The 15,213-nt window shown below is 70.1% G+C and carries 12 protein-coding genes and 1 riboswitch; of the genes, 7 read left to right on the top strand and 5 right to left on the bottom strand.

Annotated elements, in window-relative coordinates:
* Positions 1-113: 113 nt before the first annotated feature.
* From metF to ahcY, 3 genes are all read right to left on the bottom strand, one after another.
* Complete coding sequence (metF, locus tag EV685_RS11735) at positions 114-965, bottom strand: methylenetetrahydrofolate reductase [NAD(P)H] (protein ID WP_130482190.1); 852 nt, start codon at positions 963-965, stop codon at positions 114-116.
* A gap of 76 nt (positions 966-1,041) precedes the next feature.
* The gene (locus EV685_RS11730) at positions 1,042-1,812 is read right to left on the bottom strand and encodes a TlyA family RNA methyltransferase (protein WP_130482189.1); all 771 of its coding nucleotides are present in this window, start codon (positions 1,810-1,812) and stop codon (positions 1,042-1,044) included.
* Positions 1,813-1,822: 10 nt separating this feature from the next.
* A complete protein-coding gene (gene ahcY / locus EV685_RS11725; protein ID WP_130482188.1) occupies positions 1,823-3,259 on the bottom strand; it encodes an adenosylhomocysteinase in 1,437 nt (478 codons plus the stop codon).
* A gap of 115 nt (positions 3,260-3,374) precedes the next feature.
* Positions 3,375-3,459, bottom strand: a riboswitch (S-adenosyl-L-homocysteine riboswitch).
* 134 nt (positions 3,460-3,593) lie between these two features.
* Between ahcY and EV685_RS11720 the strand changes: the two genes are divergently transcribed.
* From EV685_RS11720 to nosR, 7 genes are all read left to right on the top strand, one after another.
* Positions 3,594-4,877: a YbfB/YjiJ family MFS transporter gene (locus EV685_RS11720; protein WP_130482187.1), complete on the top strand. Its 1,284-nt coding sequence runs from the start codon at positions 3,594-3,596 to the stop codon at positions 4,875-4,877.
* Positions 4,878-4,932: 55 nt separating this feature from the next.
* Entirely contained in the window at positions 4,933-5,601 is a 669-nt protein-coding gene (locus EV685_RS11715; protein WP_473964380.1) for a dioxygenase family protein, read from the top strand.
* 77 nt (positions 5,602-5,678) lie between these two features.
* Positions 5,679-6,926 (top strand): ProQ/FINO family protein, encoded by a 1,248-nt coding sequence (locus EV685_RS11710; protein WP_130482186.1) that lies wholly within the window; start codon positions 5,679-5,681, stop codon positions 6,924-6,926.
* A gap of 185 nt (positions 6,927-7,111) precedes the next feature.
* Positions 7,112-9,979 (top strand): EAL domain-containing protein, encoded by a 2,868-nt coding sequence (locus EV685_RS11705; RefSeq protein ID WP_130482185.1) that lies wholly within the window; start codon positions 7,112-7,114, stop codon positions 9,977-9,979.
* The gene (locus EV685_RS11700) at positions 9,979-11,076 is read left to right on the top strand and encodes an HDOD domain-containing protein (protein ID WP_130482184.1); all 1,098 of its coding nucleotides are present in this window, start codon (positions 9,979-9,981) and stop codon (positions 11,074-11,076) included. Before EV685_RS11705 ends, EV685_RS11700 begins: the two co-directional genes overlap by 1 nt.
* A gap of 38 nt (positions 11,077-11,114) precedes the next feature.
* Positions 11,115-12,104: an ATP-binding protein gene (locus tag EV685_RS11695; protein WP_130482183.1), complete on the top strand. Its 990-nt coding sequence runs from the start codon at positions 11,115-11,117 to the stop codon at positions 12,102-12,104.
* Positions 12,101-13,363 (top strand): response regulator c-di-GMP phosphodiesterase, NosR family, encoded by a 1,263-nt coding sequence (nosR, locus tag EV685_RS11690; protein WP_130482182.1) that lies wholly within the window; start codon positions 12,101-12,103, stop codon positions 13,361-13,363. The genes EV685_RS11695 and nosR overlap by 4 nt, the downstream gene beginning before the upstream one ends.
* A gap of 21 nt (positions 13,364-13,384) precedes the next feature.
* Here nosR and EV685_RS11685 read toward each other — a convergent pair whose 3' ends face one another.
* Positions 13,385-13,963, bottom strand: coding sequence for a DUF4276 family protein (locus tag EV685_RS11685; RefSeq protein WP_130482181.1), 579 nt, complete (start codon positions 13,961-13,963; stop codon positions 13,385-13,387).
* Positions 13,960-15,153, bottom strand: a complete 1,194-nt coding sequence (locus EV685_RS11680) for an AAA family ATPase (protein ID WP_130482180.1) — start codon at positions 15,151-15,153, stop codon at positions 13,960-13,962. The genes EV685_RS11685 and EV685_RS11680 overlap by 4 nt, the downstream gene beginning before the upstream one ends.
* Positions 15,154-15,213: the final 60 nt, after the last annotated feature.

Below are 15,213 nucleotides of genomic sequence, written 5' to 3'. Positions count from 1 at the left end.
TTTTGTGTCGGCGCAAGGTCGGCCGGCTGAAGATCCGTGGAAACCCTCGACTTGACCTGGGTCAGCGGGCGGGCGCGGCGCTTGATGCGGTGCAGCAACAGCGCCGGCCGGGGTCAGGCCTGCAAGCGGCGCACGATCTCCAGCACGGTCGCGCTGGCGTTCATCGTGTAAAAGTGCAGGCCCGGCACACCGGCGGTGCGCAGCTGATCGCACAGGTCGGTGACCACGTCCAAGCCGAAGGCCTTGATGCTCTCGACGTCGTCGCCGTAGCTCTGCAGGCGCAGCCGGATCCAGCGCGGCACCTCGGCGCCGCAGCCGTCGGCGAAGCGCAGGATGCCGCTGGCGTTGGTGATCGGCATGATCCCCGGCATCACCGGGATGTCCGCGCCCAGCGCCGCCGCGTCGTCGACGAAGCGGAAGTAGGCGTCGGAGTTGAAGAAGAACTGCGTGATGGCGGTGTCCGCCCCGGCCTTCACCTTGCTCGCGTAGGCCTGCAGGTCGGCCTGCGGCGACTTGGCCTGCGGGTGGGTCTCCGGGTAGGCCGCCACCTCGATGTGGAAATGGTCGCCGGTCTCCTCGCGGATGAAGGCCACCAGGTCGCTGGCGTGGCGGAACTCGCCAAACGGACCGTAGCCGCTGGGCAGATCGCCACGCAGGGCGACGATGCGGGTCAGGCCCATGGACTTGAACAGCGCCAGCTTCTCGCGCACCGAGTCGCGCGTGGCGCCGATGCAGGTGAAGTGCGAGGCGCCTTCATGGCCCTCGTCGAGGATGGCCTGCACGGTCTGCAGCGTGCCGTCCTGGGTCGAGCCGCCGGCCCCGTAGGTGACCGAGCAGAACACCGGGTTCAGCGCATAGAGCTGCTGGCGCACGCTGGCCAGCTTGATGACGCCTTCGGGTGTCTTGGGCGGGAAGAACTCCAGGCTCAGCGGCAGGCCGGCCGGCAGGTGGGACGTGACGGTCATGGGATCGCCTTTGCAGCGAAGGTGGGTTCGGATCGGGGCGGGTCTGTGTCGCCAACGGGTGTGGACTCGTCCGGGCTCAGGCCGCCGGATGCCGCACCCACATGAAGAACTCGGTGTTGCCGTTGCCGCCGGTGATGGGGCTCTGGAAGTAGGCGTGCACCTTCATCGGCCGGTCACGGGCGCATTGCCGCACGCGGGTCTCGACGTCCTGGAACAGCGCCTTGTCGCGCACGATGCCGCCCTTGCCGATCTGGTGCGGCTGCAGCTCGAACTGCGGCTTGACCAGCACCAGCAGGTCGCCCTCGGGCGCGAGGTGGTCGAACAGCGTGGGCAGGACATGGGTCAGCGAGATGAAGGACACATCGGCGGTGATGAAGCCGAAGCGGCCGGCGCCATCGGCCGGCCAGTCCTGCTCGAAGGCACTGCCCGCGACGTCGCGGGCGTTGACGCCCTCGTAGCAGACCACCCGCGGATCGGCCTTGAGCTTGGCCGCCAGCTGGTCACGGCCGACGTCGATGCCCACGACCTTCTCGGCGCCCTGCTGCAGCAGCAGGTCGGTGAAGCCGCCGGTGCTCTGGCCCACGTCCAGGCACAGACGGCCCTGGACATGGATGCCGCACTTGGCCATCGCGCCTTCGAGCTTGAGGCCCCCGCGCGAGACGAAGCGCAGCTCCGCGTCGTCGGTGACCTCGACCTGCGCATCGGCCGGCACGTCCTCGCCGGCCTTGGACGGCACCACCCAACCCTTCGGGCCGAGCCAGCGCACGGCCTTGCGTTCGATCAGCCGCTGGGCCGCCGAACGGGTGGGGGCCAGTCCGGCCTGGAGGATGAGTTGGTCGATGCGCATCGGGGTCCGATCAGTAGCGGTATGAATCAGGCTTGTAGGGGCCGACCTTGGGGACGCCGATGTACGACGCTTGTTCATCGCTCAGCTCGGTCAGCTTCGCGCCGATCTTCTTCAGGTGCAGGCGGGCAACCTTCTCGTCCAGGTGCTTGGGCAGCACATAGACCTTGCCCTGCTCGTAGAAGTCGCTGTGCGTGAACAGCTCGATCTGGGCGATGGTCTGGTTGGCGAAGGACGAGCTCATCACGAAGCTCGGGTGGCCGGTGCCGCAGCCCAGGTTCACCAGCCGGCCCTTGGCCAGCAGGATGATGCGCTTGCCATCGGGGAAGATGACGTGGTCGACCTGCGGCTTGATCTCCTCCCACTGGCACTGCGCCTCGATCGACGCGACGTCGATCTCGTTGTCGAAGTGGCCGATGTTGCAGACGATCGCCTGGTCCTTCATGCGCGCCATGTGCTCATAGGTGATGACGCTCTTGTTGCCGGTCGCGGTCACGAAGATGTCGCCCATCGAGCAGGCCTCGTCCATCGTCACGACGCGGTAGCCTTCCATGGCCGCCTGCAGCGCGTTGATCGGGTCGATCTCGGTCACCCAGACCTGCGCCGACAGCGCGCGCAGCGCCTGCGCCGAGCCCTTGCCCACGTCGCCATAGCCGGCCACCACGGCGATCTTGCCGGCCACCATCACGTCGGTCGCGCGCTTGATGCCGTCGACCAGCGACTCGCGGCAGCCGTAGAGGTTGTCGAACTTGCTCTTGGTCACCGAGTCGTTGACGTTGATGGCCCGGAACATCAGCGTGCCCTTGGCGCTCATCTCCTTGAGGCGGTGCACGCCAGTGGTCGTTTCCTCGGTCACGCCGATGATCTCGGCCGACTTGCGGCTGTACCAGGTCGGGTCGACCTTGAGCTTCGCCTTGATGGCGTTGAAGAGGCAGATCTCCTCTTCGCTGCCCGGGTTGGCCAGCACCGACAGGTCCTTCTCGGCGCGCTTGCCCAGGTGCATCAGCAAGGTGGCGTCGCCGCCGTCGTCGAGGATCATGTTCGGGCCTTCACCGGGGGTGCCAGCGGCGCCGAAGTCGAAGATGCGGTGGGTGTAGTCCCAGTAGTCGACCAGCGTCTCGCCCTTGTATGCGAACACCGGCGTGCCCTCGGCCACCAGCGCGGCGGCGGCGTGGTCCTGGGTGCTGAAGATGTTGCAGGAGGCCCAGCGGACCTCGGCGCCGAGCGCCTGCAGCGTCTCGACCAGCACGGCGGTCTGGATCGTCATGTGCAGCGAGCCGGTGACACGCGCGCCCTTGAGCGGCTGCTTGGCGGCGAATTCCTCGCGGATCGCCATCAGACCGGGCATCTCGGTCTCGGCGATCTTGATTTCCTTGCGGCCCCAGGCGGCCAGGGACAGGTCCGCGACGACGTGGTCGACGGCGGGGATGGGTTGGACAACAGCGTTCATCGAAAGACTCCGGTGGGTCCGTCGCCTGACGCGGTCTGCAAGGGGGAAGCGGCGCCGGTGTCCGATGCGGATCGGGACACGATGCGACTCACCCAGGAGACTCGCGCGGGATGCGAGCGGGTGAGCGCCGTTGGCCATTCAAGGGTCTTCGAGCCTGGGGCGAACCACACGGGTCCGGCCTTGCAACGCTCCTCGAAAACGGGCGCGATTCTAGCCATCCCTTGGTTCAGGGGGGGGCTTGCACGGGCATCCGGGTCGAACGAAGGCGACGGGGTGTGACGTCGTGCCGATCCCGAGGCCGTCCGGGGCCGTGCCCGCCTAGACTGGGTCGACGATGACCCTGCCCCCCGCGTCCACCGCGCACCCATCCGAGGCCCCTTCCGACCTCCCCACCGCCCTCGGCCTCGCGCTGGCCGCTGCCGTCTCGCTGGGCCTGGCGCGGTTTGCCTACGGGCTGGTGTTGCCGGCGATGCGCTCGGAGCTGGGGTGGAGCTATTTCCTCGCCGGCGCCATGAACACCGCCAATGCGGCCGGGTATCTGGTCGGGGCGCTGCTGATGCCCCGGCTGCTGTTGCGTCATGACGCGCGGGCCCTGCTGTTGTGGGGCGGCTGGGCCAGTGCGGCGCTGTTGGCCGCCCATGCGTTCACGCGCAGCGACGCGGTGCTGCTGGTGCTGCGGCTGCTGTGCGGGACGGCGAGTGCGGCGAGCTTCGTCTGCGGCGGGCTGCTGGCGGCGCGGCTGGCGAGCGCATCGGGCAGCGCGGCGGCGGGCGCCCCGCGCCATGCCGGGCTGATCCTGGGGCTGTATTACGGCGGCGTCGGACTGGGGATCATCGCGGCGTCGCTGGGCGTGCCGGCGCTGGTCGGGGCCGATCCGGCCCCGCCGTGGACCGGCTGGCCGGGGGCCTGGTTGCTGTTGGGCGCGCTGGCGGCGCTGTTCACGGCGGTGACCGCACGCAGCACCCGGCGCCTGCACGCGCCGCCGGTCGCACCGGCCCCGGGTGCCGCACGGCCGCAGGTTGGCTGGCGGCCGATGGGCTGGCTGCTGGCGGGCTACCTGATGTTCGGGCTGGGCTACATCGGCTACATGACCTTTGTGGTGACGCTGCTGCGCGAGCAAGGCCGCAGCACGGCCGAGATCGTCGCCTTCTACAGCCTGCTGGGCGTGGGCGTGTGTGCCTCGTCGTGGTTGTGGGCCGGCCTGCTGCAGCGCCACCGCGATGGCCGGCCGCTGGCCCGCTTGAATGCGCTGCTCGGGCTGGCGACGGCCTTGCCGGTGCTGGCTGCGGCGGTGGACGGTGCGGCCGCCCTGGTCTGGCTGTCGGGGCTGCTGTTCGGCGCGGTGTTCCTGAGCGTGGTCGCCTCGACCACCGCCTTCGTGCGCCACAACCTGCCCCCGGCCGCCTGGCCGGCCGGCATCAGCGCCTTCACCATCCTGTTTGCCGCCGGACAGATCGTCGGCCCGGGCATGACCGGCCTGGTCGCCGATGCGGCCGGCGGCGGCGTGGCGGGGCTGACGCGCGGCCTGGCGGTCTCGGCCGGCCTGCTGCTGCTGGGCGCGCTGCTGGCGCGGCGGCAAGGCGAACTGGTCCGCACTGCGGCGTCCCCGATCGCCTGACAAGGTCGTGCCAGTGATGCCACGATCGGGTTTGGCCTGACCTGGAGGAGCCACCATGCCCATGCCCGACCCGATCGACCCGAGCGCCCTGGTGGACGCTCCTCGCCGCGACAGCCTGCGCCGGAGCGCCGGGCTCGCGCTGCTGGCGATGCCGGCGCTGTGGTTGCCGGCCAAGGCGCAGGACGGTGGGCCGCTGCGGCCGACCGTCTCGCAAGCCGAAGGCCCGTTTTACCCGGTCAAGCTGCCAAACGACGGCGATGCCGACCTGATGCGCAACGGCGCGCTGACGCCCCGGCGCGGTCAGGCCGTGCAGCTCGAAGGGCGGCTGGTCGACTTGCGGGGCAAACCGCTGGCGGGCCTGGCGGTGGAGATCTGGCAGTGCGACGCCGACGGCCACTACCACCACCCGGGCGACGGCGACCGGGCCGATCCGGGCTTTCAGGGCTGGGGCCGTGCCACCGCCGATGGCGATGGGCGCTGGCGCTTCCGCACCCTCCGGCCGATGCCTTACACGGGTCGCACGCCGCACATCCACGTCAAGGTGAAGGACGGCCGGCATGAGCTGCTGACGACCCAGCTCTACGTGGCCGGCGACCCGGGCAATGCGCGCGACGGGCTGTACCGATCGATCCGCGATGCCCGCGACCGCGAGGCGCTGACGGTGGCCTTTGAATCGGGTCCGCAAGGCCTGGTCGGACAGGCGCGGCTGGTCCTGGACACCTGACGCCACGCGGCGGGCCCGCTGGCCTGACAATCGCGGCCTCGTTTCCTGCCGAACGGCCACCACCGAGCCGCCGCGCCATGTCCATCGACCCGACCCAAGACCCGACCCAAGCCGCTGCCACCGACGCCCCGAGCGCGGACCTTCCCGCTGCGGCGGACGTGGCGGCGCAGCCCGCCGCAGAGCCGGCTGCGCTGGCCGCACCGGCCGCACCGGCAGAACACGCCGAGCCAGCGGAACCAGCCGAGCCGGCACCCAAGGTCGACGCTGCGGCAGACGACGCCCCGGTCGAGGCAGCCGCCCCTGCGCCAGACGGCGAGGTCGCCAAGCCCGGCCTGTCGCCTGCGGAATGCGCGCGTGAGCTGGCGCAACGCTTCCCGGCGCTGTTCGATGGCCCGGCCAAGCCGCTCAAGCTGCGCATCCAGGCCGACATCCAGGCGCGCGCGCCGGGGGTCTTCAGCCGCTCGGTGCTGTCGGCCTTCCTGCGTCGCCTGACCGGCGGCACGGCCTACCTGAACGCCCTGAGCCGCGCCCCGGCACGGCTGGACCTCGACGGCCAGCCGGCCGGCGAGATCAGCGAAGAACACCGCCAGCTCGCGCTGGAGGAACTGGCCCGTCGCCGCGCGCTGCGCAACGAGCGCCGCGTTGCCGAAGGTGGCGGGCCGCCCGAGCGTGGCCCGCGCGGCCCGCGTCCGCCAGCCGCCGAGGGTGTCGCCCCGGCCGAAGGTGCCGCCCCGGCGGCGGACGGCAGCGTCGCGCCGGCCCGTCCGCCGCGCGGCCCACGTCCTGTGCGTGAAGGCGCACCCCGCGACGGCGCACCGCGCGGCGAACGCCGCGATCGCCCGCCGCGTCCGGAGGGTGCTCGCCCCGACGGCGCCCGGCCCGACGCCCCGCGCCGCGAGGCACGCGGTCCGCGTCCGGAAGGGCAAGCCCGAGGCGATGTCCGTCCGGACGGCCGGCCCGCGGGTCGACCGGATGGCCGTGGCGATCGGCGGCCGAACGACCGCCCGAACGACCGCCCGCCGCAACGCCACGGCGACGCGCCGCGCCCGGATCGCCGGCCAGACACACGCCCGGACACACGCGCCGAACAGCGCCCGGAGGTCGCCGAGGCCCGCATCGAGGACCCGGAGCGCCGCCAGCGCGCCCGCCTGCTGCGCGAGTGGGAGAGCACCTCGCTGACGCGCGCCAACTTCTGCGTGCTGCGCGGTGTGCCCGAAGCCCAGTTCGACGCCCTGCTGGACCAGGCCCGTGCCGAAGCCCGCTCGCACGCGCCCCAGGCCGGCGCGGCCCCGCGCGGCGATCGGCCGGCCAAGCCCCGGGGCTGAGCCACCCAGGGGGTCGGCCAGCCTGACGACGGCTGAACTGCCGGCCGTATCGGGCGCTTATCGGCCGTTCGCGGCATCGGCGCGGATCTAGTCTCGGGAGACCGTCGCCCCCTTGCGCCTGCAGCCTCTGCAGCGCTGGGCGGGCGTCCTCTCTTCCAGGCCCGACCGGGCCGAGGCTGACCGCGATGCCCTGCGATCCTCCCCATCCTCCCGGCCAAGACGCGCCCGTTCGCGTCCTGGCCCGGCAAGACCCCGATGCCGCGCTGCAGGAGGCCCTGCGCCAGGTCACCTGGCATGCCGGCATGCTGGCGCGCACCGAGGCCCTGAGCCGTTCGGGCTCCTTCGAGATCGAGTGGCCGTCCGGCCGGATCACGCCATCGCTGGGCCTGCGCACCTTGCTGGGCGAATGTGCAGCCAGCGGCCTGGGCGAGATCGCCGCGAGCCCCACGGCAGCCGGCCTGCAGGAGGCGCGCAACCCCTGCCGCAGCATGAACCTCGCGCCGGACTGCACGCGTGACTGCTCGGCGGCATCGACGCTCATGGTCGTCGACGCGCTGGACTGGGTGCCGGCCGAGGAGCGCGCCTACGTCGCCGGCATCTGGCGCAATGCCGAGCTGGATGAACCCTTCGAGTTCCAGCACCGCGTGGTCTGCCGCGACGGTCGCCGGCTGGTCGTGTTGCACCGGGGGGTGCGCAACGCCACGCGCGGTGTGGCCTTGCTGCATGACCTGACGGCGCAACGCGAGGCCGAACAGCGCATCCAACACCTGGCCCACCACGACGAGATCAGCGGACTGCCCAACCGGGCCGCCCTGCTCGACCACATCGACGCCGCCCTGCATGCCGCGCGCTGGAGCGCCAGCGGCCTGGTGCTGCTGGCGATCGACGTGCCGCGCATCGCCGAGATCAAGGCCGGCATGGGCTATGGCGCCGGCGACACGCTGGCCATGGCCCTGGCCGCGCGCTTGAAGGACCACTGCGGCGACGGCGCCGTCGTCGCCCGGGTCAGCGACACCGAGTTCGCCTGGCTGATCGAGCTGCCCGCCGACACCGGTGAAGGCCCGGCACCGGGCCAGCAGGCGCAGGCGCAGGCGCAGATGCAGGTGCAGGCGCAGGTGCAGCCTCGCGCCGAGGCGCTGCTTGCCGCCCTGCGTGCGCCCGTCCTGCTGGGCAGCAGCGAGGTCTATCCCCAGGTCGGCATCGGCATCGCGACCTTCCCGGCCGATGCCGACAGCCCGGCCGGCTTGATCGAGTCGGCCCAGGCCGCGCGGCTGGATCTTGACGGTGGCAGCGGCATCGCGCGCTATCACCAGGATGTGGCCGACCGGGTCCGCCGCGAGATGCACGTCGAGTCCGCCTTGCGTCAGGCCATCGCCGAGGGTGAACTGAGCCTGGTCTACCAGCCCCAGGTCGAACTGGGCACCGGCTCGGTCTGTGGTGCCGAGGCCCTCTTGCGCTGGACGTCGGCGCGCCTAGGGGTGGTCTCGCCGGTCGAGTTCATCCCGATCGCCGAACGATCCGGACTGATCGGCACGATCGGCGACTGGGTCCTGCGCCGGGCCTGCGAGCAGATCGTCACCTGGCGCCGCGGGGGCATGCCGCTGCTGCGCATCTCGGTCAACCTGTCGCCGATCCAGCTCCAGCGGCCGGACTTCGCCCGCCACGTCCAGACCGTGCTGGAGGAAACCGGCGCGACCCCCGAGCAGCTCGCCGTCGAGCTGACCGAGAGCACCCTGCTGCACGATCTGGAAGGCGCCACCAGCGCCCTGCACGCGATCAAGGCGCTGGGCGTGGAGATCGCGCTGGACGACTTCGGCACCGGCTACTCCAGCCTCAACAGCCTCAGCCGCCTGCCCATCGACGTGCTCAAGGTCGACCGCTCTTTCGTGCACGACGTGACGGCGGCGACGCAGCGCGTGTCGGTCACGCGGGCCATCATCCACATGGCCCACGGCCTGCGGATGCGGGTGCTGGCCGAAGGCGTCGAGACCGAAGGACAACTGGCCCTGCTGGCCTCGCACGGCTGCGACCTGATCCAGGGCTACTGGTTCAGCCGGCCGCTGGACCCGGTCGCCTTCGAGGCGCTGGTGCGTTCGGGCCGGAGCCTGCCCGAGCCCTTCGTCAAGCGCACCGAGCGCAAGCGCACGCTGCTGCTGGTCGACGACGAGCCCAACATCCTCAACTCGCTCAAGCGCCTGCTGCGGCCGGACGGCTATCACATCGTCACCGCGACCAGCGCGGCCGAGGGCCTGCAGCGCTTGGCCGAGCAGCCGATTGACGTGATCGTCTCGGACCAGCGCATGCCGGGCATGACCGGCGTCGAGTTCCTGCACCGCGCCCGCGCCCTCTACCCGTCGACGGTGCGGCTGGTGCTCTCAGGCTTCACCGAGCTGCAATCCATCATCGACGCGGTCAACGAAGGTGCGATCTACAAGTTCCTGACCAAGCCCTGGGACGACCAGCGCCTGCGCGCCCATGTCGCCGAGGCCTTCCGGCAGAAGGAGCTGGCCGACGAGAACCGCCGCCTGACGCAGCAGGTCGAGATCGCCAACGCCGATCTGGCCACGCTCAACGAACGCCTGGGCGCGCTGCTGGGCCAGCAACGGGCCCAGACCGAGCTGATGGCCGCCAGCGCCGACGGCCTGCGCGATGTCCTCGACGAGCTGCCGGTGGCCCTGCTGGGCGTCGATCCCGACGGCTTGGTGGCCTATGCCAATGGCGCCGCCGAGGGCCTGTTGCAGGACCGCGGCCTGCCGCTCGGCCTGGACCTGTCCGCCGTGCTGCCCGAGCTGGGGTTGCCGGCGATGGCGGCTGGCGCGGATGCTGATGCTGGCGCCAGCGGCGATGCTGGCGGTGGCACCGGCCACACGCTGCGGCTGGGCGGGCGCGACTTCCGGCTGATCGTCAGCCCGGTGCGTCGAGCCGGCCAGGATCCCGGCCTGTCGCCCCGCGCCGTGCTGTTCTGGCCCGCTGACGGCCAGCCTTCGCCTTGCGCAGGCGAGGCCTGGCCGTTCGCCCTGTCCACGCGCGCCGCCGAGGCGTCACTGCCGTGATGGACACCCTCGAACCGGCGCGGCCGATGGCCACCGACCTGCCGTCGCGGGAGCGCACCCGCCACCTGTTCCGCCGCAGCGCCCGGGCCGGCCATGTGCATCCGCTGCAACGCCTGATCGGCCTGTACCGCGACCACGAGCCCGAGAGCGTCTTCGGTCTGCTCGACGAGCTGCCGGCCGGCGGGCCCGAGGCTGTCCTGCCGCCCGCCGACGGCGCTGCCGGAAGCTGGCCGCTCGACCCCGAGGGCCTGGCACGCCGGGTGGGCCAGTTGCCGGCCCTGTCCGAAGCGGTGTTGCAGGCACTGGCCCTGCTGCGCAGCGAGACCGCCAGCGACGGCGACTGCGCCCAGCGCATCGCGCTGGACACGGCGATGACCGCGCGCACCCTGCGGCTGGCGAACTCGGCCTTCTATGGCGTGTCGGGCCGCGTCGCGACCATCCCGGCGGCGATGATGCTGCTCGGCCGGCGCACCCTGGGCGCCCTGCTGGCCGCCGCCGCCGTGACCGATGCCATCGGTCGCAGCCAAGGCAACGGCAAGGGCCACGACGGTCAGACGACCGACCGTTTCTGGCGCCACGCGCTCGCCTGCGCCCTGGCCGCCCAGGCCCTGGCCAGCCGCCGCTCGCCGGATCAGGACGTCGCCTTCACGGCCGCCCTGCTGCACGACATCGGCGCGCTGGTGCTGCGCACCCACCACGGGCGGTCCCTGCACGCGGTGCACGCCGCCGCCGCCCGCGAGGACGCCCACACGCTGCCCTTCGAACGGGCGATGCTGGGCCTGGACCATGCCGAGGTCGGCGCGATGGTGGCGCGCCACTGGCGTTTCCCGGCCGAGGTCGCCGACGCCATCGCGGGCCACCATGCCGTCCTGCACGGCACGGCGCTGGCCGACGACCCGGTCACGCTGGTCGACGTGGTGCATGTGGCCGATGCCATCGCCCACGCGCTGGACCTGGAAGGCGATCCCGAAGAAGCCGTGCCCGAGCTGGGCAGCGCCGCCTGGCGCCGCGTCGGGCTCGGCCCCGACGAGGCCCTCGGCCTGTTCCGCGACGTCGAGAGGGGCGTGCTCGCCCTGTCGCATTCGCTGCTGGGCTGACCCCGCCGCCACATCGCCACCCAAGAATGACCACCGCCATGACCGCCGCCGTGACCACCGCCACCTCAACCACCACCGCCAGCGTCGCCAGCCAGCTCGAATCGGCCATGCGCTGCCAGAAGTGCCCGTATGCCGATCAGGTCGACAACCTGATGCGCAGCAACGACTCGCTTCAGCAGGTCAACCGCCAGCTCAAGACCACCCGCGACCAGCTCACGCAGTCCGAGCGACTGGCCTCGATCGGCCAGCTCGCCGCCGGTGTCGCGCACGAGATCAACAACCCGGTCGGCTATGTGTTCTCCAACTTCTGCACCCTGCACAAGGTGCTGGCCGACCTGTTCAACATGCTCGATGCCTACGAGCAGGCCGAGCCGCTGCTGGCCGGCACGCCGGCGGCCGCGACGCTGGCGGGGCTGCGCCGCTCGATCGACCTCGACTACCTCAAGGAAGACGTGCCGGCGCTGATGAACGAGTCGCTCGAAGGCCTGACGCGGGTGCGCAAGATCGTCCAGGACCTGAAGGACTTCTCGCGCGTCGACACACGCCAGGAATGGGAATGGACCGACCTGCGCAAGGGGCTGGACTCGACGCTCAACATCGTCAACAACGAGGTCAAGTACAAGGCCGACGTGGTGCGCGAGTACGGCACCCTGCCCGATGTGCAATGCCTCGCCTCGGAGATCAACCAGGTCTTCATGAACCTGCTCGTCAACGCCGCCCATGCGATCGACAAGGCCCGCGGCACGATCACGCTGCGCTGCGGCCACAACGATGGGCCGGACGGCGGCACGGTCTGGGTCCAGATCGAGGACGACGGCTGCGGCATCGCGCCCGAGAACCTGCAGCGCATCTTCGACCCCTTCTTCACCACCAAGCCGGTTGGCCACGGCACCGGCCTGGGCCTGTCGCTGTCCTACGGCATCGTGCAGAAACACGGCGGGCGTCTGACGGTCGACAGCAGGGTGGGCGAGGGCACCCGCTTCCACATCGTGCTGCCGGTGCGGCGGCATGGCGCGGGGCCGGCATGAGCCAGGCGTGGACGATCCTGTGCGTCGACGATGAAGCGAACATCCTCGCGGCCCTCAAGCGCGTCTTGCGCGGCGCCGGCCACCAGGTCCTGACGGCGCCAGGCGGGGCCGAGGCGCTGGAGATCATGGGCCGCTTGCCGGTCGATCTGGTGATCTCCGACATGCGCATGCCCGGCATGGACGGCGCGCAGCTGCTCGAAGCCGTGCGCGCGCGCTGGCCGCAGGCGGTGCGCATCCTGCTGACCGGCCATGCCGACATGGCCTCGACGGTGGCCGCCATCAACCGCGGCCAGATCCTGCGCTACGTGCACAAGCCCTGGGACGAGACCGAGCTGCTCGGCGCCGTCGGCGAAGGCCTGGAGCGCCTGTCGCTGCAGCGCGAGCGCGACCGGCTGGAGGCGCTCACGCAGCACCAGAACGACGAGCTGAAGACGCTCAACAGCGAGCTGGAATCGCGTGTGCAAGCCCGCACCGCCGAGCTGGCCGAGGCCAACGAGAAGCTGCGGCGCAACTACCTGAAGTCGATCAAGGTCTTCTCCAGCCTGCTGGAGCTGCGCGGTGCCCAGTTCGCCGGCCACGGCCGACGGGTCGCCGAGATGGCGCGCGACATCGCCCGCAAGATGAGCCTGCCCGAGCCGGAGGTGCTCGACATCTTCGTCGCCGGCCTGCTGCACGACATCGGCCAGATCGGCCTGGGCGACGAGATCCTGGGCCGCCCGCTCGCCCGCTACGACGACACCGAGCTGTCAGCCTACCGCCGCCACCCCTTGCTGGCCGAGCAGTCGCTGATGGCGTTGGACGACCTGCAGGCGCTGGTGCCGATGATCCGCTCGCACCACGAGCGCCACGACGGCACCGGTTTCCCCGACAAGCTGGCCGGCCCGTCGATCCCGGTCGGCGCCCGCATCCTGGCCGTCGCCGACGCCTTCGACGACCTGCAGAACGGCCACCTCGCGGACGCCCGACTGAACGCGCTCGAAGCCCGCACGGTCATGCGCCGCGCGCGCGGCAGCCAGTTCGACCCGGAGGTGCTCGACGTCTTCCTGCACCTGACCGAACCCGCCGCGCCCGCCGTCCGCACCCCGCCCCTGCTGACCGCCGCGCTGGAGCCCGGCATGGTCCTGTCCCAAGACCTGATCTCCGGCCGCGGCCTGCTGATGCTGACCGCCGGCCACAAGCTCACCGCCTCACTGATCGCCCGCATCCGGGAGTTCGAGGCGAGGGAGGGGAGCGTGCTGGAGGTGCATGTGGGGCGGTGAGAGCGCGTCTCAGTGCGACAGCTACGGGCCCTCAAGACATGCGGCGGCCATGTGGCGAATTCCCGATACGAGGTGATGGAAGCTGGGTGAGCGGCCGTTGTCGAGGTTCAGGTGCAAGCCAATGGCACGCGATCCAGCCACCTTCTCATAACGATGTGCGGTCAGACGGCGAAGTTCCTGGCTCGGGCTTTCCAACAGGTCCGGTGAGCGGAACTTGCGGCCTCCCTGCTGTCTTGCGAGCTTGTCGGTGCCAAGGGCCTTGTCGACGGCCGCCAGATCAGCCAGATACATCGTTTCGAGTTCGCGACAGGCGATGCGCACCAGGCAGTCCGGCCTGCGATCCGCCAGGTCGCACAGGGCAAGCAGACGCTGCTTGACGGCCTTGCAGTCCGGCGCGCTGTCCTGATCTCGCAGCACGATGAACCTCGCCCGAGGATTGGCATAGCCGCGAATACGCCGGGTCAGCTGCTTTTCGAGATCCTGCTTGCCTTCGAATGGAATCAGCCGAAAGGGCAAACCCGGCGGCAGGACCCGTGGCAGGAGGGACTCCAGCAGCGCTTGCGCAGAACGCTCTTCGAGGAGAAAGACGAGCTCGGTCATTGCGGATCGACGCCCTCGAAGAAACCTTGCTTCCACAAATGGCCCAGTTGATCGCCGTCGGCCATGTAGGCCGCCACTTGGGCGTTGTCCCGGGCGCGATGGACATCAGTGCAACCGTTGCGCTTGACCAGCCAGTAGGCCTCGTCAAGTTCGATGGCATTCAGAAAGTCAGGCGAGTGTGTGCTGACGAACACCTGACCACCTCGCCGCGCATAGGCCCTGAACTCTTCGGCCAGTTCTGCCATCAGCTGGGGGTAAAGCTGGTTTTCCGGTTCCTCGACACACAGCAAAGGATGCGGTCTGGGGTCGTTCAACAGCACCAGGTAAGCAAACATCTTGATGGTGCCGTCGGACACATACCGGTCCAGGAAGGGCGTCTTGAAGGATCCATCCTGGAAGCGCAGGGTCAAGTAGCCGTCATCCATCAACCGAGGCTCGATGGCAGAGACGCCAGGCACGCGTCGCGCCATGGTGTCGAGGATGCGCTGGAACACGTCCGGATACTGCTCATGCAAGGTGCGCGCAACCAGGGGCAGGTTGTCGCCCGATTCGCTCAGGTGTTCGGAATCGTCTGACGCATCCTTGCGTCCTCGGGCTGCACTGATGTGGAAGTCCGACACATGCCAACGTTCGATCAACTGGGCAAACGCATTCGCCGCCCTGAATCGCTCGAACTGCCCCAGACCCTTGATCGCCAGCGCGTCGGACGACACGCGCTGCTGTTCTCGCTCAAGTTCCTCCTCGGACTTGGTGAAATCCTCTTCGTTGACGATCGCGTAGCCTTCCCCCCGCGCGAAGTCGAGGAAGTGGAAAGGCTTGCCGTGTCGGCCGCGCTTGTAGCGCAGCACCTCCCGCAACACCACGGGCTGGCCGGCCACTTCGCCAATCTCGACCGAATAGGTCACCAGCCTTTCCTTGCCGGTGATCTCCAGGCGGTACTGGATCTCGATCTGGATGGAATCCTTCTCGGGATCACAACCCTTGCTCAGCACCTCACGGAACCGGCCCCTCTTGTCGAGCGCTGAGCGCACATTGCCACGCATGCTGTCATGCAGGAACCCGAACACATCAAACAGCGTCGTCTTGCCAGAGCCGTTGGCACCCACGACAACCATGAAGTTGGGCAGATCGACCAGATCGACTTGTCGGAACGCCTTGAAATTGCGCAAGCGGATGGTTTCGATCTTCATGGACTGTCCTTGGGGAGGCTAAACGGCAGTGGTGGTCCGTCGACGTTCAGGCCGCACCAG

Source organism: Sphaerotilus mobilis, assembly GCF_004216565.1.
In the GTDB taxonomy this organism is placed as follows: Bacteria; Pseudomonadota; Gammaproteobacteria; order Burkholderiales; family Burkholderiaceae_C; genus Sphaerotilus; species Sphaerotilus mobilis.
The sequence above is the reverse complement of the archived record's forward strand: the minus strand, read 5'-3'. Positions and strand labels throughout refer to the sequence as shown.

Excerpts from the sequence above, each read along its gene's own strand:
- metF (WP_130482190.1), bottom strand. The coding sequence starts at position 965 with ATGACCGTCACGTCCCACCTGCCGGCCGGCCTGCCGCTGAGCCTGGAG.
- EV685_RS11730 (WP_130482189.1), bottom strand. The coding sequence starts at position 1,812 with ATGCGCATCGACCAACTCATCCTCCAGGCCGGACTGGCCCCCACCCGT.
- ahcY (WP_130482188.1), bottom strand. The coding sequence starts at position 3,259 with ATGAACGCTGTTGTCCAACCCATCCCCGCCGTCGACCACGTCGTCGCG.
- EV685_RS11720 (WP_130482187.1), top strand. The coding sequence starts at position 3,594 with ATGACCCTGCCCCCCGCGTCCACCGCGCACCCATCCGAGGCCCCTTCC.
- EV685_RS11715 (WP_473964380.1), top strand. The coding sequence starts at position 4,933 with ATGCCCATGCCCGACCCGATCGACCCGAGCGCCCTGGTGGACGCTCCT.
- EV685_RS11710 (WP_130482186.1), top strand. The coding sequence starts at position 5,679 with ATGTCCATCGACCCGACCCAAGACCCGACCCAAGCCGCTGCCACCGAC.
- EV685_RS11705 (WP_130482185.1), top strand. The coding sequence starts at position 7,112 with ATGCCCTGCGATCCTCCCCATCCTCCCGGCCAAGACGCGCCCGTTCGC.
- EV685_RS11700 (WP_130482184.1), top strand. The coding sequence starts at position 9,979 with ATGGACACCCTCGAACCGGCGCGGCCGATGGCCACCGACCTGCCGTCG.
- EV685_RS11695 (WP_130482183.1), top strand. The coding sequence starts at position 11,115 with ATGACCGCCGCCGTGACCACCGCCACCTCAACCACCACCGCCAGCGTC.
- nosR (WP_130482182.1), top strand. The coding sequence starts at position 12,101 with ATGAGCCAGGCGTGGACGATCCTGTGCGTCGACGATGAAGCGAACATC.
- EV685_RS11685 (WP_130482181.1), bottom strand. The coding sequence starts at position 13,963 with ATGACCGAGCTCGTCTTTCTCCTCGAAGAGCGTTCTGCGCAAGCGCTG.
- EV685_RS11680 (WP_130482180.1), bottom strand. The coding sequence starts at position 15,153 with ATGAAGATCGAAACCATCCGCTTGCGCAATTTCAAGGCGTTCCGACAA.